Source organism: Brevundimonas sp. (assembly GCF_035998205.1).
Lineage (GTDB): Bacteria > Pseudomonadota > Alphaproteobacteria > Caulobacterales > Caulobacteraceae > Brevundimonas.
In genome coordinates this window covers 823,957-841,467 of sequence record NZ_DASYHT010000006.1, presented here as the reverse complement: position 1 = coordinate 841,467, position 17,511 = coordinate 823,957, and the positions used below count along the sequence as shown (strand labels likewise).

Annotated in this window: 17 protein-coding genes; 5 read left to right on the top strand and 12 right to left on the bottom strand. The window is 71.2% G+C overall.

From position 1 onward, the window contains the following. The first annotated feature begins 102 nt into the window (after positions 1-102). Positions 103-2,337 (top strand): catalase/peroxidase HPI, encoded by a 2,235-nt coding sequence (katG, locus tag VGN74_RS14220; protein ID WP_327449334.1) that lies wholly within the window; start codon positions 103-105, stop codon positions 2,335-2,337. Positions 2,338-2,432: 95 nt separating this feature from the next. On the opposite strand, the gene phhA is transcribed toward katG, so the two are convergent. From phhA to VGN74_RS14205, 3 genes are read right to left on the bottom strand one after another with little or no spacing between them, the layout of a single operon-like run. Next, positions 2,433-3,305, bottom strand: coding sequence for a phenylalanine 4-monooxygenase (phhA, locus tag VGN74_RS14215; protein WP_327449332.1), 873 nt, complete (start codon positions 3,303-3,305; stop codon positions 2,433-2,435). 54 nt (positions 3,306-3,359) lie between these two features. Continuing rightward, the gene (locus VGN74_RS14210; protein WP_327449330.1) at positions 3,360-3,671 is read right to left on the bottom strand and encodes a YccV family DNA-binding protein; all 312 of its coding nucleotides are present in this window, start codon (positions 3,669-3,671) and stop codon (positions 3,360-3,362) included. Between the two features lie 47 nt (positions 3,672-3,718). After that, on the bottom strand, positions 3,719-4,534 hold the full coding sequence (locus VGN74_RS14205) for a LytTR family DNA-binding domain-containing protein (RefSeq protein ID WP_327449328.1): 816 nt from the start codon (positions 4,532-4,534) through the stop codon (positions 3,719-3,721). A 109-nt stretch (positions 4,535-4,643) separates the two neighbouring features. On the opposite strand from VGN74_RS14205, the gene VGN74_RS14200 reads away from it, so the two are divergent. Together VGN74_RS14200 and VGN74_RS14195 are read left to right on the top strand one after the other, a co-directional pair. Further along, positions 4,644-5,888, top strand: a complete 1,245-nt coding sequence (locus VGN74_RS14200; protein WP_327449326.1) for an acyltransferase family protein — start codon at positions 4,644-4,646, stop codon at positions 5,886-5,888. Between the two features lie 71 nt (positions 5,889-5,959). Then, positions 5,960-7,024: a Ppx/GppA phosphatase family protein gene (locus tag VGN74_RS14195; protein ID WP_327449324.1), complete on the top strand. Its 1,065-nt coding sequence runs from the start codon at positions 5,960-5,962 to the stop codon at positions 7,022-7,024. Here the strand turns inward: VGN74_RS14195 and VGN74_RS14190 are convergent. The 5 genes from VGN74_RS14190 to gyrA form a co-directional block, all read right to left on the bottom strand. Continuing rightward, positions 7,009-7,860 carry a peptidylprolyl isomerase gene (locus VGN74_RS14190; RefSeq protein ID WP_327449321.1) on the bottom strand — a complete coding sequence of 284 codons (852 nt, stop codon included), beginning with the start codon at positions 7,858-7,860 and terminating at the stop codon, positions 7,009-7,011. The two genes, VGN74_RS14195 and VGN74_RS14190, sit on opposite strands and share 16 nt — an antisense overlap. Then, positions 7,860-8,696, bottom strand: coding sequence for a peptidylprolyl isomerase (locus tag VGN74_RS14185; RefSeq protein ID WP_327449319.1), 837 nt, complete (start codon positions 8,694-8,696; stop codon positions 7,860-7,862). The genes VGN74_RS14190 and VGN74_RS14185 overlap by 1 nt, the downstream gene beginning before the upstream one ends. Then, on the bottom strand, positions 8,693-9,184 hold the full coding sequence (gene coaD / locus VGN74_RS14180; protein WP_327449317.1) for a pantetheine-phosphate adenylyltransferase: 492 nt from the start codon (positions 9,182-9,184) through the stop codon (positions 8,693-8,695). The genes VGN74_RS14185 and coaD overlap by 4 nt, the downstream gene beginning before the upstream one ends. 49 nt (positions 9,185-9,233) lie before the next feature. Next, the gene (locus VGN74_RS14175; protein ID WP_327449315.1) at positions 9,234-10,043 is read right to left on the bottom strand and encodes an aminotransferase class IV; all 810 of its coding nucleotides are present in this window, start codon (positions 10,041-10,043) and stop codon (positions 9,234-9,236) included. 153 nt (positions 10,044-10,196) lie between these two features. Continuing rightward, complete coding sequence (gyrA, locus tag VGN74_RS14170; RefSeq protein WP_327449313.1) at positions 10,197-12,938, bottom strand: DNA gyrase subunit A; 2,742 nt, start codon at positions 12,936-12,938, stop codon at positions 10,197-10,199. A gap of 125 nt (positions 12,939-13,063) precedes the next feature. Here gyrA and VGN74_RS14165 point away from each other — a divergent pair, with 125 nt between their 5' ends. After that, entirely contained in the window at positions 13,064-13,615 is a 552-nt protein-coding gene (locus VGN74_RS14165; protein ID WP_327449311.1) for a superoxide dismutase family protein, read from the top strand. Here VGN74_RS14165 and VGN74_RS14160 read toward each other — a convergent pair whose 3' ends face one another. From VGN74_RS14160 to VGN74_RS14150, 3 genes are all read right to left on the bottom strand, one after another. Next, positions 13,616-14,041 carry a molecular chaperone DnaJ gene (locus VGN74_RS14160; RefSeq protein WP_327449309.1) on the bottom strand — a complete coding sequence of 142 codons (426 nt, stop codon included), beginning with the start codon at positions 14,039-14,041 and terminating at the stop codon, positions 13,616-13,618. Beyond that, positions 14,038-14,862: a division plane positioning ATPase MipZ gene (locus VGN74_RS14155; protein ID WP_327449308.1), complete on the bottom strand. Its 825-nt coding sequence runs from the start codon at positions 14,860-14,862 to the stop codon at positions 14,038-14,040. The genes VGN74_RS14160 and VGN74_RS14155 overlap by 4 nt, the downstream gene beginning before the upstream one ends. Before the next feature lie 107 nt (positions 14,863-14,969). Next, positions 14,970-15,590: a hypothetical protein gene (locus VGN74_RS14150; protein WP_327449306.1), complete on the bottom strand. Its 621-nt coding sequence runs from the start codon at positions 15,588-15,590 to the stop codon at positions 14,970-14,972. Positions 15,591-15,695: 105 nt separating this feature from the next. On the opposite strand from VGN74_RS14150, the gene panC reads away from it, so the two are divergent. Next, positions 15,696-16,562: a pantoate--beta-alanine ligase gene (gene panC, locus VGN74_RS14145; RefSeq protein WP_327449303.1), complete on the top strand. Its 867-nt coding sequence runs from the start codon at positions 15,696-15,698 to the stop codon at positions 16,560-16,562. Here panC and VGN74_RS14140 read toward each other — a convergent pair. Then, positions 16,559-17,482 (bottom strand): glutathione S-transferase family protein, encoded by a 924-nt coding sequence (locus VGN74_RS14140; RefSeq protein WP_327449300.1) that lies wholly within the window; start codon positions 17,480-17,482, stop codon positions 16,559-16,561. The genes panC and VGN74_RS14140 overlap by 4 nt on opposite strands. Between the last annotated feature and the right edge of the window lie 29 nt (positions 17,483-17,511).

Here is a 17,511-nt window from a genome sequence, read left to right as displayed (position 1 = left end):
TGAGTTTTACCCTATCGCCCGCGCTTGCTAGGGTGGCCTCAGTAGCGAAAGGGGCAGCCGCGTTCGCGCTCGCCCCTGGCCAGAAACCCACAGGAGAGCGAGATGGACGGAAGCGACAGCAAGACGGGCGGCGGTTGCCCGGTGACCGGCGCGGGTGCGCCGACCAAGCCCCCCTTCCGGCGCGCGCGGACCAACCGCGACTGGTGGCCGAACGCCCTCAACATCAAGGTGCTTCACCAGAACGCCGAGCCCGGCAATCCGATGGGCAAGGAGTTCAACTACCGCGACGAGTTCCGCAAGCTGGACCTCAAGGCGCTGAAGGCCGACCTGACCGCCCTGATGACCGACAGCAAGCCCTGGTGGCCGGCCGACTGGGGTCACTACGGCGGGTTCTTCATCCGCATGGCCTGGCACAGCGCCGGCACCTATCGCACCGCGGACGGCCGCGGCGGCTCGGAGTCGGGCACCCTGCGCTTCGCCCCGCTGAACAGCTGGCCGGACAACACCAACCTCGACAAGGCCCGCCGCCTGCTGTGGCCGATCAAGCAGAAGTACGGCAACCGTATCTCGTGGGCCGACCTGATGATCCTGACGGGCAACGTCGCCCTGGAATCCATGGGCTTCAAGACCTTCGGCTTCGCCGGCGGCCGCGAGGACGTGTGGGAGCCGGAAGAGGACATCTACTGGGGCGCCGAGGACGCGTGGCTGGCGGACAGCAAGCATGCGTCCAGCCGCTACTCGGGTGAACGCGACCTCGAGAACCCGCTGGCCGCGGTGCAGATGGGCCTGATCTACGTCAACCCGGAAGGCCCGGACGGGGTGCCGGACCCGCTCGCCTCGGCGCGCGACATCCGCGACACCTTCGCCCGCATGGCGATGAACGACGAGGAAACCGTCGCCCTCGTCGCCGGCGGCCACACCTTCGGCAAGTGCCACGGCGCGGGCGACGCCCGCCTGATCGGCCCCGAGCCGGAAGGCGCGGACATCGCCGCCCAGGGCCTCGGCTGGCACTCGACCCACGAGACCGGCATGGGCGCCCACACCATCACCTCGGGCATCGAGGGCGCCTGGACCCCGAACCCGACCAAGTGGGACATGGGCTACTTCGACATGCTGCTCGGGCATGAGTGGGAGCTCGTGAAGAGCCCCGCCGGCGCCCACCAGTGGCAACCGAAGGATCCGGCGGCCCAGACGCTGGTCCCCCCGAGCCACGAGGGCGGCAAGGCCAGCGCCCCGATCATGACCACCGCCGACATGGCGCTGCGCATGGACCCGGCCTACGAAGCGATCTCGCGTCGCTTCCACCAGAACCCGGACCAGTTCGCCGACGCCTTCGCCCGCGCCTGGTTCAAGCTGACCCACCGCGACCTCGGCCCGGTCAGCCGCTACCTCGGCGAGGAAGTCCCGAGCGAGATCCTGCTGTGGCAGGATCCGATCCCGGCGGCCGACTACGCCACTATCGACGCCGGCGACATCGACGCCCTCAAGGGCAAGATCCTCGCCTCGGGTCTGAGCGTGGCCGAGCTGGTCAGCACGGCCTGGTCGGCGGCGTCGACCTTCCGCGGCTCGGACAAGCGCGGCGGCGCCAACGGCGGCCGCATCCGCCTGGCTCCGCAGAAGGACTGGGCGGCGCATGAGCCCCAGGTGCTGGCCAGGGTCCTGAACGTGCTGGAAGGCATCCAGGCCGAGTTCAACGCCTCGGCCACCGGCGGCAAGAAGGTCTCGATCGCCGACCTGGTCGTGCTCGGCGGCACCGCCGCGGTGGAGAAGGCCGCCATCGACGCCGGCCATCCGGTCGAGGTCGTGTTCACCCCGGGCCGCACCGACGCCAGCCAGGCCCAGACCGACGTCGAGAGCTTCGCCGTGCTGGAGCCGCAGGTTGACGGCTTCCGCAACTACCAGGGCAAGCGCTTCAAGATGACGCCGGAAGAGCTGCTGGTCGACCGCGCCCAGCTGCTGACCCTGACCGCGCCGGAAATGACCGTGCTGGTCGGCGGCCTGCGAGCCCTGGGCGCCAACCACGGCGGTAGCAAGCACGGCGTCTTCACCGCCACCCCCGGCAAGCTGACGAACGACTTCTTCGTCAACCTGCTGGACATGGACACGGTGTGGAAGGCCACGGACGAGACCGAGGAGGTGTTCGAGGCCCACGACCGCGTCACCGGCGCCCTGAAGTGGACCGGCACCCGCGTGGACCTGATCTTCGGCTCCAACTCGCAGCTGCGCGCCCTGGCCGAGGTCTACGCCTCCGCCGACGCCCAGAAGAAGTTCGTGCGCGACTTCGCCAGGGCCTGGACCAAGGTCATGAACCTCGACCGCTACGACCTCCTGAAGTAAGCGGCCGACAGGCTGGAATGACGACGGGCGCGACCTTCAGGGTCGCGCCCGTTTTCGTTGGTGGAATGGCGTTTCGACGGTCGGGCCGCCGCGCCTCAGGCCGCGTGCCGCCCGCCCTTCAAGGCATAGGCCTGGGTGCCGCGGGTGAACACGCGGTCTTCCGGCAGGATGGCGTCGATGGCGATCGTCTCCGCCCCCTGCAGCCGCGCGTAGATCGGCCCGAAGTCCTGCAGCGTGTCGCGCTTCAGCTGCTCCAGCGAGTCGATGACGAAGTAGACCTGCTGGAAGTCGTCGATGCGGTAGAGGGTCTTCATCACCCGCTCGAGGTCGAAGCCGAGCCGGTTCGGCGACGGGTCCTCGAGGCTGAACATGCTTTCGGTCGCCGAGGAGACGATGCCGGCGCCGTAGATGCGCAGGCCCCCGGCCTCCTGCATCAGGCCGAACTCGACCGTGTACCAGTACAGCCGCGCCAGATTGGCCAGCATGCCCAGCGCCGCCGCCCGCTGCCCGCCCTTGCCATAGGCCTCCATATAGGCGGCGAAGTCCGGGTCGGTGAGCATCGGCACATGGCCGAAGACATCGTGGAAGATGTCCGGCTCCTGCAGATAGTCCAGCTGGTCCGGCTTGCGGATGAACTGGCCCGAGGGGAATCGCCGGTGGGCGAGGTGGTCGAAGAACACCTCGTCCGGCACCAGCCCCGGCACGCACACCACGGTCCAGCCGGTCAGGGCGTGGAGCTTCTCGTTGAGCAGGGCGAGGTCGGGAATGCCGCCGTCCAGCGGCAGGGCCTCCAGCCCGCGCATGTAGGCGTCGCAGGCGCGGCCCGGCAGAATCGCCATCTGCCGGGCGTACAGGGTGTCCCAGGTGCGGTGCTCGACCTCGGTGTACAGCCGCCAGTCCTGCGGAATGGTCCAGTCGGCCGCCGCGCCGGGCGGAGGGGTTTCGAAGACGTGCTCGAAATCGGACATGGCCTGCTCCTCTGACCCTATCCTAGGCAGCAGCGGCCCCCCGGCCAAGCGGGGCTAGTGGATCACCTGGTCGCGTGGGGCATGACGGCCGGCGGCGTCGATGGTGAACCAGCGCGCCTCGTCGTCCGCCGACAGCGCCCCGGCCGCATGGCGCTCCAGCGCCTCCTCGGCGGCGTAGACGATGAAGCTGCCATCCGGGCCGATGGTCAGGACGCGATAGAAGGGCTGGTCGGCGCGGACGCTCCCGGTTTCGAGCGCCGGGCCGTCGTAGCGGGGGTCGACGTCGAGGACGACGCCGATAAAGGCCTCGTCGCGCTCCCGCACGACCTGGCCGAGCGCGAAGCGGGCGGATCGGGTCTGGGTCATACCCCTGTCTACGCGCCGCCCCCTGACCCGGACGCCAACTGCGACGTTCAGCTCCGGGTCAGGTTCGTCTCCGCGACGGGGCCGGCGCGGAGGATCGCCAGGGCCTCGGGAAAGCGCCGCGACAGGGGCACCGCCAGGTCGCCGAGTTCCACGGTCCAGTCGCCCGACCCGTCAGGTGAGAAGGCCGTGACCCGGGCGGGATGAATCACCCAGGCGCGGTGCACCCGGATCAGACCCTGCGCGCCAAGAGCCGCCTCGATGCTGGCGAGGGTGGCGCGCATCAGGGGCCGCCGTCCGTCCGCCAGCCGGAACTCCACATAGTTGCCCGCCGCGGTGACGGCGACGATGTCGCTAACGGGCACGCGTAACCGCCGCGCGCCGTCCCGAATCTCGAAGCTCGCCGGCGGCGCAGAAGGCCGGATCCGACGCTGCCGCTCACCCGCCAGCCAGAACAGGGTGACGAGGGCGCCGTAGGTCAGAAGGTCCTTGCGCAGCTCGTAGGGGAACTCCTCCAGCAGCGGGCCGGCCCCGTAGCTGTCGCCCATGACGGCGTAGACCAGCTTTCGCAGCAGCACGAAGCCGCCGACGTGCAGGACGGTATAGGCGAGCGCCGCCACGGCGTGCAGGACTGCAGCGCGCGGCCAGCCCCACTCCGCCGGCGAGGCGTGGCGCACCGCATACAGACAGATGAAGGTGCAGGGCAGCGCCGTGGCGGCGCTGGTCAGCGCCCAGGTCCAGGCCTTCCACGGCTCCACCTCCGGCCGATCCGACAGGGTCGTCAGGGCCCCGACCACGGCGAAGAGACAGACGCCGAGCGCGACCCAACCGACCAGCCGCGCCCATTCGAGGCGGTTGCCCGGCATGTAGCCGGGCCGCTCGCCCCCGGGATCGCGCCGCCTGCCCCACAGGACTGGGCGGACCTGCCGGGGATACGGCAGCGGGGAGACCTCCCTGTCGACACCCTGGTCCGCCATGCTTCCGACCCCGCCCCCCGAAACCGCGACGGACGCTCGTGCACCTCGCCGCCATGACCTCGACTGGATCCGCGTCGGGGCCTTCTTTCTACTGATCTTCTACCATGTCGGGGTCTTCTACGAGGCCGACGACTGGCACACCTCCAGCCCCCGTCCGATCGAGGGCATCGAGCTGGTGATGAGTCTGTCGAGCCCGTGGCGGCTGGGGCTCCTGTTCCTGATCGCGGGCTGTGCGACGCGGTTTCTCGTGGGCCGTGACGCCCCGGGCCTGCGCAGCGCCGGCGGATTCGCCGCCAGCCGGACCCAGCGGCTGTTCGTGCCGCTGGTGTTCGGCATGCTGGTGATCGTGCCGCCGCAGACCTTCTATCAGGTGCTCTACTACACGCCCGAGCTGGCCGAGAGCCTGCCCAGGTTCTACGCCCTGTATCTTTCCGGCGAGCATGCCTGGGACATCATCACCCCGACCTGGAACCACCTTTGGTTCGTGGCCTATCTCTGGGTCTACAGCCTGCTGCTTGCGGTCCTGCTGGCTGTGGGACGGCGGCCTCTGGAGGCGCTGGGCCGCGCGCTGGAACGCCCGCTGTCGACCCCGTGGCTGCTGATCGCCCCGATCGTGGGACTGGGCCTCGCGCGCCAGCTGTACCCGGTGTTCGACAGGTCCCATGCGCTGGTCGACGACTGGTACCTGCACAGCGTCTATGTCCCGCTGTTCCTGTTCGGGTTCCTGACGGCGACGTCCGACGCTATCCGGCGGGCCTTCATTCGCTATCGCTGGGTCGCGCTCGCCATCGCGCTCGGGGCCTGGCTGGCCTGGCGCGGCTATCTCGCCGCCTGGGACGGCCTGCCGTGGGGCCTTACGTCGGGCCCCCTGCTCGAGGGCTCCCCTCCGGCCCCGCTCCGCATCGGCATGCGCTTCGCCTATGCGGCGGTCCAGTGGGGCGCCATGGCCGCGATCCTCGGATTCGGCGCGCGCCATCTGACGTTCGATCATCCGGTCCTGCGCTATCTCACCCCCGCCGTGTTCCCGCTCTACATCCTGCATCAGACCATCACGGTGGTAGCCGGCTACTACCTGCCGGGCCTTGCCCTGCCGCTGGGCGTGGAGGCGCTGGTGCTGGTAGTCGTGACGTTTGGCGGCGCCTTTCTCGGCTACGAGGTCATCCGCCGCATTGCGCCGCTCCGGCCCCTGTTCGGGCTGCGCTGGCGCGCACCGGTCCGATCAAGGGACGCCGGACGGGCTTGAACCTGGCCGGGAGGGCTCTAGGCTGAGGGGGAACGGCGGCCCCGACGGTCGCCCCCGAGAAAGACCATCGAATGCCGGAGCGCCCCGGCGCGCCCGCCGGGCGCGACGTCAGGTCCCCGTCCGGCCGCGAGCCGCCGCCGCTGCACGCCGCGCTCGACCTGGGGACCAACAACTGCCGCCTGCTGGTGGCCCGACCGGCCCGCGACGGGTTTCGCGTGGTCGATTCGTTCAGCCGCATCGTGCGGCTGGGCGAAGGGCTGTCGCGCACCGGTCGCCTGGACGCCGCGGCCATGGACCGGGCCTATGACGCCCTGGCCATCTGCGCCGAGCGGCTGGCGCGGCGCCAGATCCCGGCCGAGCGCCTGAGCGCCGTCGCCACCCAGGCCTGCCGCGCCGCCGAGAACGGCGCGGAATTCGTCGCCCGCGTCGCCGCCGGCACGGGCCTGAAACTGCGCGTCATCGATCCGGCGGAGGAGGCGCGCCTGTCAGTCACCGGCTGCGCCACCCTGTTCGACCCGACCGCCGAGGCGGTGGTGGTGATCGACGTCGGCGGCGGCTCCACCGAGGTGTCGTGGCTGAAGCGCGAGGCGCAGGGCTTCACCACCGTGGCCTGGATTTCGGCCCCCCTGGGCGTGGTCAGCCTGGCGGAGCGGCTGCCCGAACCGGACGATGGCGACGCCGCCGCCTGGTACGCCGCCATGGTCGACGAGATGGCGGCGGCCCTGACGGCGCCCCCCGAAGCGACGGCGCTGCGGCCGCTGTTCGAGCGCGGGGTCGCCCATCTGGTCGGCACCTCCGGGGCCATCACCAGTCTCGCCGGCATTCACCTGCGCCTGCCGCGCTACAACCGCGACCGGGTCGACGGGCTGTGGATGACCCGGGCCGAGTGCGACGCGGCAACCCTGAAGCTGCGTGATATGGGACGGGTCGGCCGCGCCGCCGACCCCTGCATCGGTCCCGACCGGGCCGATCTGGTGCTGGCCGGAGCGGCCATCCTCGATGCGGTCCAGCGCGGCTGGCCCAGCGAGCGGGTGCGCGTCGCGGACCGCGGCCTGCGCGAGGGTCTGCTCCTGGAGGCGATGAAGCGGCCGCGCCGGCCCCGTCGTCGCCGGCGTCGGGCTCAGCCCTCGACCTGAACCGGCAGGTCGAGATCGCAGATCGAGAAGTCGGCCCCGCGCTCGGCGCGCACCTGATCCAGCCGGGCCCGGAAGGCCGCCCCCCGGGTGTCCGCCACCCGAACGGTCGGGCGTTCTCCGTCGGGCAGATCGGCCGCCACCCGCACGCGGGTCATGCGGTCGGCGGGCGCCGGGACCATGCCGCCGGCCCCCTCCCCCACCTTGATCTGGCGCACAATCTCGAGACCCGACACCACCCGGCCCCAGACCGTGTAGCGCTTGTCCAGCGACGGATAGGCGTCCCTCATCAGGAAGAACTGGCTGTTGGCGCTGTCATTGGCCTCGCCGCGCGCCATGCCGGCCACGCCCGGGCAATAGACGCCCCAGCCGTGGACGCGCCCATCGGCGGTGCGGCCCATCAGGGCGTCGGGCTGGGTGGCGACCGGCAGGCTGCCGATGAAGCCATACTGCTGGCCCTGCGGCGCGCTGACCGCGACGAAGTCCATCTCGGGGCCGCGGCGGAAGGTGAATTCGGCGGTCAGGTCGGGGAACGGGCTCTGGCCGTCGCCGGTGCCCAGCGGATCGCCGGTCTGGGCCATGAAGCCCTCGATCACCCGGTGGAAGTTGAGCCCGTCATAGAAACCGCGCCCGGCCAGCAGGCGGATGCGCTCGACGTGCAGGGGCGCGATGGCCGGGGCCAGTTCGACCAGCACCCGCCCCTGAGAGGTGTCGATGACCAGCAGGTTGTCCGCCGCCACCGTCCGCCACTCGCCCGCCGGGGGCTGGGCCTGGTCGGCAGGCGCGGGGGACGGGGTCTGGAGGGCGAGTCCGGCGGCCAGCAGAAGACCGGAGAGCATCACTGCGCGCCTCCGGCGACCTCGACGGGCACCACGACATTGCAGACGTCGCGGGCGGCCGCCGTGGCCGCGACAAGCGCCGGCGCGCCGGGCGCCGGGATGCGCACCGATGGACGCTCGGCGGCCGGCATGTCCGAGGCCATGCGGGCGCGGACGATGCGGTCAGGATCGGCGGTGACGGCCCCGTCCTGGGCCGGGTCGCCCGGCTTGAAGGCCGACACCACGTCGAGCCCCTGAACCACGCGGCCCAGCGCGGTGTAGTCGCCGTCGAGCCCCGGATTGGCGGCGGTCATCAGGAAGAACTGGCTGTTGGCGCTGTCCGGCGCGTTGCTGCGGGCCATCCCCAGCACGCCGGGGCAGAAGCGCGCCGTGGCCGGCACGCGGAAGTCGGCCGTGACCATCATCTGCGCGTCCGGCTGGGTCACCACCGGCATCAGGCCGACAATGCCCGACAGGGGCTGGCCGGGGCGGACCTCCAGCGGCGTGAACCCCGCCTCGCGGCCGCGCCGGAAGGTGAACTCCCCGGGCACATCCGGCAGGTCGCTGCCGCCGGCCCCGGTGCCTTCCGGGTCGCCGCCCTGGGCCATGAAACCGGGGATGACGCGGTGGAACCCGAGTCCATCATAGAAGCCGCGGGCGGTCAGGGTGCGGATGCGTTCGACGTGGCGCGGGGCGACTTCGGGGGCGAGGGCGACAATGACCCGCCCCTTGCTGGTGTCGAGCACCCAGATGTTCTCCGGGGCCACGTCACGCCAGGCCTCCTGGGCCGCCGCACCGCCTGCGCAGGCGAGGCTCGCCGCCAGCATCGCCATTCCGGCCAGGGCCTTAAGCGTCATGAAGTCACTCCCACCTTTTCCCGCACCCGCGCCGCGATCGTCGGGCTGACGAAACTGTCGATCCTGCCGTCCAGCCGGGCGATCTCCTTGACCAGACGGCTGGCGATCGCCTGGTGGCGCGGATCGGCCATCAGGAAGACCGTCTCGATCCGGTCGTTGAGGCGCTGGTTCATCGCCGTCATCTGGAACTCGTACTCGAAGTCCGCCACGGCGCGCAGCCCGCGCACGATCACATTGGCGTCGAGCGATTCGGCGAAGTGCATCAGCAGGGTGTCGAACGGCCGGACCACGATGTCGGCGTCGATGCCCGCCACCTCGGCCTGCAGCATCTCGACCCGCTCGGCGGTGGTGAACAGCGGCCCCTTGGCGTCGTTCTCGGCCACGCCGATGACCAGCCGGTCGACCAGCTTCACCGCCCGGCCGATGATGTCCATATGACCGTTGGTGACCGGGTCAAAGGTGCCCGGATACAGTCCGATACGCGTCACGGCGACCTCCCCGTCTGCGGTCTGGCTTAGCATCCGGGGGCGCCTCGGCCTAGACGGAGCCGAGGATCGGCTGCGGGTCGGCGGCAGCGTAGGCCGCCGCCAGCCGGTCGAGCCGGGCGGGATCAATCGCATAGACCGTCGAGTCGATCGCGCTGACCGGACAGGCCGGCGTGGCGCTGTTGCAGATGAAGGCGCCGTCGAAGCTGTCGAGGTCGGCCAGGCGCACCGGCCGGGTCTCCGATCGGAGGCCGACACCCGTAAGCCCCGCGTCCACCAGCGCCTGCGCCACGCCCGCCAGCATCGGCGCCTGCGGCCAGACCAACGTGTCGCCGGACAGGAAACCGATGTTCCAGAGGCTGCCTTCGGAAATGATCCCGCCCCTGTCCGCGAACAGGGCGTCGTCGACCCCCGCCGCCTTCGCCGCCCGCCGGGCGCGCATCAGGCCGAAGGTGGCGGTGTGCTTCAGCTCGGGCGCCTCGCGCGCATAGGTCTGCACCTGCAGGCGCAGGGGGCCCGCCAACGGCGCCGGGGGATCGGCGACCACGACCATGACGCTGGGCGCGCCGACCCAGCTGGCGTCGCGATGGGTGATGTGACGCGAGAACAGGCTGATGCGCAGCCAGGCGTCACGCCGCGCGCCGAGCGCCTGCTGCATCAGGGCGCGAAACCGGGCCTCTGCCGGGGCTTCACCGAACAGCGCCTCGGCCTGCCGGGCCAGACGGACGAGGTGGTGATCCAGCCCACGCACCCCGCCGTCCTCGACCCGGAAGGAGGTGTAGGCCCCATAGTTGGCCAGCGCCATGTGGGCGAGGTCGTCCGGCGCGGCGGGGTGGCCGTCGATGTAGAGGTCACGCGTCACCGGTCGCTCTCCTCCCTGTTCGCGCAGCGAATGGGGAGGTGGCCCGGCGCGCAGCGACGGGACGGAGGGGCCAGGCCTCCGACGTACGCCCCTCCACCGCCTTCGGCGGTCCCCCTCCCCACTGCGTGGGGAGGAGATGCGCGACGACGGAGCTTAACCCTCCTCGCCACCTTCGGCCTCGTCCCCGCCGCCGCTCTCGGGCAGGCGCTCGACGGAGACAACCTTCTCGCCGTCGGCGGTGCGGAAGATGGTGACGCCCTGGCTGGCGCGGCCCACGACGCGGACCTGGTCGACCGGGGTGCGGATCATCTGGCCGCCGGACGTGACCAGCAGCAGGTCGTCCGAGTCCGCCACCGGGAAGGCGGCGGCGAGTCGGGTCCCGGCGCGGCCGCCGAGGCCGTGGGCGGTCAGCCCCTGCCCGCCCCGGCCGGTGCGCCGGTACTCGTAGGCGGAGGAGCGCTTGCCAAATCCGGTCTCGGTCACGGTCAGGATGAACTGCTCGGCGGCGCCCAGTTCGGCGATGCGCTCGACCGGCAGGACCGCGTCGCCGGTCGCCTCGTCGTCAGCCTCGACCGGCGTCTCGTCGGTCTCGTCGCCGGCGGCGCGGCGCATGGCGTTGGCGTGGCGGACATAGGCGGCCCGCTCGTCCGGCGTCGCATCGACCCGGCCGAGCACGGCCATGGAGATGACCTCATCGCCGTCCTGCAGGCGGATGCCGCGCACGCCGGTGGAGTCGCGGCCCTTGAACACGCGCACGTCGTCGGCCTTGAAGCGGATGGCCCGGCCCAGCGCCGTGGTCAGCAGGATGTCGTCCTCGCCGGTGCACAGGGCGACGCCGACCATGGTGTCCCCGTCCTCCAGCTTCATGGCGATCTTGCCGGCGCGGTTGACCGTGGCGAAGTCGCTCAGCTTGTTCCGCCGCACGTCACCGGAGCGCGTGGCGAACATGATGTCGTAGTCGCCCCAGGCCGCCTCGTCCTCCGGCAGCGGCAGGACGTTCATGATCGAGTCGCCCGGCTCGATCGGCAGCAGGTTGACGAAGGCCTTGCCGCGCGAGGTCGGCGCGCCCAGCGGCAGCCGCCAGGTCTTGAGCTTGTAGGCCTTGCCGTTGGTGGCGAAGAACAGCACCGGCGTGTGGGTCGAGGCCGAGAACACGCCGACAATGGCGTCCTCGTCCTTCATCGACATGCCGGACTTGCCCTTGCCGCCGCGATGCTGGGTCCGGTAGGCGGCCAGCGCGGTGCGCTTGACGTAGCCGGAGTGGGTGACGGTGACGACCATGTCCTCACGCGGGATCAGGTCCTCGTCCTCCATCTCGGCGTCGCCCTCGCCGATGATCGTGCGACGCGCCACCGCGAACTCGGCCTTCACCGCCAGCAGGTCCTCGCGGATCACCGCCAGGATGTTGGCGCGGTCGGACAGCAGGTTCAGGTGCCCCTGGATGACGCCGGCCAGATCGCGGGCCTCGCCCATGATCTCGTCGCGGCCGAGGCCGGTCAGGCGGCTGAGGGTCAGGGCCAGGATGGCGCGGGCCTGCTCGTCGGTCAGGCGGATCTTGTCGCCCTCGACGACCACGCTCCGCGGGTCGGCGATCAGCTCGACGAGAGGCATCATGTCGCCGACCGGCCAGGGCTTGGCCTGCAGGCGCTCGCGCGCCTCGGCGGGATCGGCCGAAGAGCGGATGATGTGGATGACCTCGTCGATGTTGGCCACGGCCACGGCGAGACCGACCAGCACATGGCCGCGGTCGCGGGCCTTGTTCAGCTCGAACTTGATGCGGCGGACGACCACCTCCTCGCGGTGCTCGAGGAACACCTCGAGCAGGCGACGCAGGCCCATCTGCTCCGGCCGGCCGCGGTCCAGCGCCAGCATGTTGACGCCGAACGAGCTCTGCAGCGCCGTGAAGCGGTACAGCTGGTTGAGGATGACGTCGCCCGAGGCCTCGCGCTTCAGCTCAATCACGATGCGCATGCCCTGACGGTCGGACTCGTCGCGGACGTCGGCGATGCCCTCGAGCCGCTTCTCGCGCACCATCTCGGCGATGCGTTCGATCAGCTGCTGCTTGTTCACCTGATAGGGCAGCTCGGTGATGACGATGGCGTCGCGATCCTTGCGGATCTCTTCGATCGCCGCCTTGCCGCGCACGATGACCGAGCCGCGGCCGTCGCGCAGGGCGTTGCGCGCCCCGGTGCGGCCCATGATCTCGCCGCCGGTCGGGAAGTCCGGCCCGGGCACCAGCTCGAGCAGGGCGTCCTCGGCGATCTCCGGATCGTCCAGCAGGGCGACGCAGCCGTCGATCACCTCGCCGAGGTTATGCGGCGGGATGTTGGTGGCCATGCCGACGGCGATGCCGCCGGCGCCGTTGACCAGCAGGTTGGGGATGCGGCTGGGCAGGACGACCGGCTCCAGCTCCTTGCCGTCATAGTTCGGCTGGAAGTCGACCGTGTCCTTGTCGATGTCGGCCAGAAGCGCGGTGGCCGCCGTCGCCATCCGCGCCTCGGTGTAACGCATCGAGGCCGGCATATCGCCGTCGACCGAGCCGAAGTTGCCCTGGCCGTCGACCAGCATCAGCCCCATCGAGAACGGCTGGGCCATGCGCACCAGCGCCATGTAGACCGAGGCGTCGCCGTGGGGGTGGAAGCGGCCCAGCACGTCGCCGACCACGCGGGCGCACTTCGAATAGGCGCGCTCCGGCGTCATGTTCAGGTCGTGCATCGAGTACAGGATGCGACGATGCACCGGCTTGAGGCCGTCGCGGGCGTCCGGCAGAGCGCGACTGACGATCACGCTCATGGCGTAGTCGAGGTAGGAGCGCCTCAGCTCGTCTTCGATGGCGATGACGGAAACGTCGCCGTCAGCGCCCGCACCGGCGGGATTATGGGTGTTGTCGGTCAAGGGAACTTCGGCTCTGTTGCGCCTGGAATCGGAACGGTGTCCGCGGTTCGGTTTTCTAGCATTCAGGGGCCCGGCGCGCCAAGCGCCGCGGCCGTTTGGACCCCGTCAGGACAAGGAGTTTCCGCATGACCCGGACCGCCTTCATCGCCGCCGCCTCAACCGTCGCCCTGGCCCTGCCGGCTGCGGCCATCGCCCAGGAAGCGACCACCCCGCCGGCTCCGGTCGCCGTGGCGCAGCTGCGCACCGCCGACGGGACGGACGCGGGCACGGTGACCGCATGGCGCGGCCCGCTCGGCCTGCTGTTCCGGGTCGAGGGGCGCAACTGGCCGGCCGGCTGGCACGGCGTGCACCTGCACACCACCGGCGTGTGCGATGGGCCCGGATTCACCTCGGCCGGCGGCCATGTGGACCACGCCTCGATGGACCGGGCCCACGGCCTGCTGAACATGAATGGCGGCCCGGAGCTGGGCGACCTGCAGAACGTCTACGCCGCGGCCGACGGCACGGCGATGGCCGAGGTCTACGCCTCCGGCGCGCAAACCAGCGCCCAAGGCCAGGACCTGATGGACGAGGACGGCTTTTCCTTCGTGGTCCACGCCAATCCCGACGACCACGTCAGCCAGCCGATCGGCGGGGCTGGACCGCGCATCGCCTGCGGCGTGTTCGAACCGCGCTGACTACTTTCTCAACAGCCGGTCGCGCGCCGCATTGAGGCGCGCGGCCAGGCCCTCGGTGCCGCCCTGGTCGGGATGGGCCCGGGCCATCAGACGACGCCACGCGGCCTGGATGGCCGCGGCGTCAGCGTCGGCGGAGACGCCCAGCAGAGCGCGCGCCTCTTCGACGGACAGGCCCGGTTCGCGCGGGCCTGCGGGCCGGTCGCGCGACTGCAAGGTCAGATAGAGGCCCACGGCGATCAACAGCGGCCCGAGCACGAAGCCGCCGCGGGCCAGCGCGATCACGCCGCCGCCGATCAGGGCCGCGGCCAGCAGGGTGGCGGTCACCCGCCACTGGCCGCGCCGGGGCCCTTCGGTCTGGCGGCCCAGCCGTACCAGCGCCCAAATGGCCAGAGCCGCCAGCGGCAACAGGAGAAGGATCGGGCTCACGCCGCCTTGTCGAGGTCCAGCCCGTCGACGCCCATGGCCTGCATCAGATTGCGCAGCTCCTGCCGCGCCGCAACGTGGGCCAGCGACACCGCCACCGGCCGCACCTCGGCCGACAGGTCGGCCACCGTCAGTCCGAACGGGAACAGCTCGCGATAGATCACGCGGTCGCGCAGGCCCGGGCCGATGCGGAAGCCGACGCGCTTGGCCAGCTTCTCCATCCGCGCCTCGAGACGGCGGCGGTTGCGGGCTTCCGCCACGGCGAGGCGGTTGGTGACCACCAGCCAGTCGATGGTGGCGTGGCGGCCGGCCTTGAGGGCCCGCTCCTTGCGCGCCTCCCAGACGCTGAGGGCGTAGATCGACGGCGCCTTGAGGTCGAGCGTCACCGGATCGACCTGGCCCAGCAGGTCGAAGTCGACGAAGCTGTCGTTCATCGGGGTAATGATCTGGTCCGCCAGGGCGTGGGCGGCGCGCGAGGTCGGGGTGTCGCCGCCGGGGGTGTCGATCAGGATCACCTCGGCGTCGCGCGAGGCGGCCATGGCAGCCTCGAAGGCGGCCAGCTGCAGCGCGGGCTCGGCCTTGGCGAGGGCCGCCCCGTCGCCGATGTCGGCCTCGAATGGCATGGGCAGGCGCACGCCGTTGGCCGCCGTCCAGGCGGCGCGGTTGGCGAAGAAGCGCGACAGGGAGCGCTGCCGCAGGTCGAGGTCGATGATCGCCACGCGGCGGCCGGCGTGCAGGAAGCCGGTGGCGACGTGGATGGCGAGGGTGGACTTGCCCGCCCCCCCCTTCTCGTTGCCGATGACGATGACCAAGGGCTCGGCCATGAACCTCTCCGAACGGGACGCACGCCGACTCAGCGACATGCATGGGAGGGCAGACTCGGGGAGCCGCCGCCGTTCGTCAACGAGAGGTTAAGCGCCGGCCGGCGACCTCAGGCCGCGCTGCGGCACCAGGGATCCGCCACATCCGCAAGCTGGCACAGCCGCGCCGCCTGTTCGGCCGGCAGACGGACCCGCAGACGGGTGAAGGTGCGGTCGTTGACCTGAACGGTGGAGAAGATCGGCTCCAGCCCGGCCGTGAGGCTGGCCGCCGGACCGCGCGCCACCTCGGCCCAGGCGGACCGGGCCGCCGTTGCGCTCGAGAAGGCCCCGAGCTGGATAGTAGCGAGGCTGGCGGCCGCCCGCGCCGGGGCCGCGGGCGCGGGCTCCGGCGCCGCCCGCGGACGGCTCAGCGTCTGGTCGACCGCTTGCTGGACGGTCGCGACAGCGGCGGCCTGCACGGCAGGCGCGGCGGCTTCGACGAGCGCCGGCGCGGCCGCCTCGATGGCCCCGCGCAGACCCGCGTCGCGGGCGTCCCAGAGCTCGTGCGGCTCCACCACCTCGACGCGGACGGCGGGCCGCAGCCCGGCCTCCGCGCTGGTCCGGACAGGGGTCTCGCCACCCCGGGAAGGCACCTCGACGGCCGCGACCATGCGGGCGAGGCTTTCGAACCGGCCCTGCTCGGGCTCCATGCCGCCACAGCCGGCCACGGCCAGCAGGGGGAGGACGATCACCGCTTTACGAAGTCGAACGCCTGGGGTCATAAGCGCCAACCTATCGCGGGGCCTTTAGGGTCCCGTTGAGGAACACGCTTAAGTCGCACGGTTAACGGGTTCACCATGTCCGAGGTCGAGACGTCCGGCCCCCTGCCGATCGCCCGGGCGGTCGAGCCGTTGCGGGCGCAGGTCAGCACCTGGCGCGCCGCCGGGCTGAAGGTCGGCTTCGTGCCGACCATGGGGGCCCTGCATGACGGCCACCTCGGCCTCGTGCGCGACGCCCTGACCCGGGCGGATCGCGTCGTGGCCAGCGTCTTCGTCAATCCGACCCAGTTCGCCCCGCACGAGGACCTCGACCGTTATCCACGGCAGGAGGCGCGCGACGCCGAGCTGCTGGCCGGGGCCGGGTGCCATCTGCTGTTCGCCCCGACCCCGACGGTCATGTATCCGGAGGGCTTCGTCACCCGGGTGGAGGTGGGCGGCCCCTCGGCCGGGCTGGAGACCGACTTCCGGCCGCACTTCTTCGGCGGGGTGGCCGTGGTGGTCGCCAAGCTGCTCAACCAGGTCCAGGCCGACGTCGCCGTCTTCGGCGAGAAGGACTACCAGCAGCTGCTGGTCGTGCGGCGTCTGGCGCGGGATCTCGACATCCCGACGGAAATCGTCGGCAGCCCGACGGCGCGCGACGCCCGCGGCCTCGCCCTGTCCAGCCGCAACGCCTACCTCTCCCCCGCCGAGCTGGAGACCGCGCGCCGCCTGAATGTCGTGCTGCGCGAGGCCGGCGCTTCCGCGCGCGCGGGCTCCGTGGCGAACGCCGAGGGGCAGGCGGTCCGCGACCTCGAAGCCGCCGGTTTCGGCCCGGTCGACTATGTGGCGATCCGGCGCGCAGACGACCTCGCGCCCTTCGCCGGGGACCGCATCAACGCCCCGGCGCGCATTCTCGCCGCCGCCTGGCTCGGCCGGACGCGGCTGATCGACAATCTGCCGGTCTAGAACGGCGTCGCCGGCCCCAGCGGCACCACGCCGGTCGGATTGATGCCCTCGTGGCTCTCGTAATAGTGCCGCTTGATGTGCTCGAGATTGACGGTCCCGGCGACGCCCTCAAGCTCGTAAAGGCGGCGCGTGAAGGCTCGCAGGGCCGGATAGTCGACCAGCCGGCGCAGGTTGCACTTGAAGTGGCCGTGATAGACCGGATCGAACCGGATCAGGGTCGTCCACAGGCGGATGTCCGCCTCGGTGAGACGGTCGCCGGTCAGCCACGGCCGGTCCGCCAGCCTCGCCTCCAGCCAGTCCAGGGTCTCGAACAGCGGAACCACCGCCTCCTCATAGGCGGCCTGGGTCGTGGCGAAACCGGCCTTGTAGACCCCGTTGTTGACGGTGTCATAGACGCGGGCGTTCACCGCATCGATCCCGGCGCGAAGATCTTCGGGATAGTAGTCGCCGGCCCGGGCGCCGGCCTCATCGAAGCCGCTGTTGAGGAGCCGCAGGATGTCGGCGGACTCATTGCTGACGATCGTTCCCGCAACGCGATCCCACAGCACCGGCACCGTAACCCGCCCGGTGTAGGCCGGGTCCGCCGCCGTATAGACCTGATGCAGATAGTCGGCTCCGTGGATCGGGTCCGGAACCACGCCGGGGCCGTCGGCGAAAGTCCACCCGTGCTCGCGCATGCGCCAGTGCACCACCGAGACGCTGATGTGGTCGAGGCCCTTCAGCGCACGCATCACCAGGGTCCGGTGCGCCCAGGGGCAGGCCAGCGAGACATAGAGGTGATACCGGCCCGGCTCGGCAGGGTGGCCGGTGTCCGGTCCGATCGCGCCACGGAAGGCGCTCTCGCTGCGGACGAACCGGCCGCCGGTCTTCGAAGTGTCGTACCAGGCGTCCGTCCAGACGCCGTCCACCAGCATGCCCATGCCTGTTCCTCTTCGCTGCCTGCCCCGAC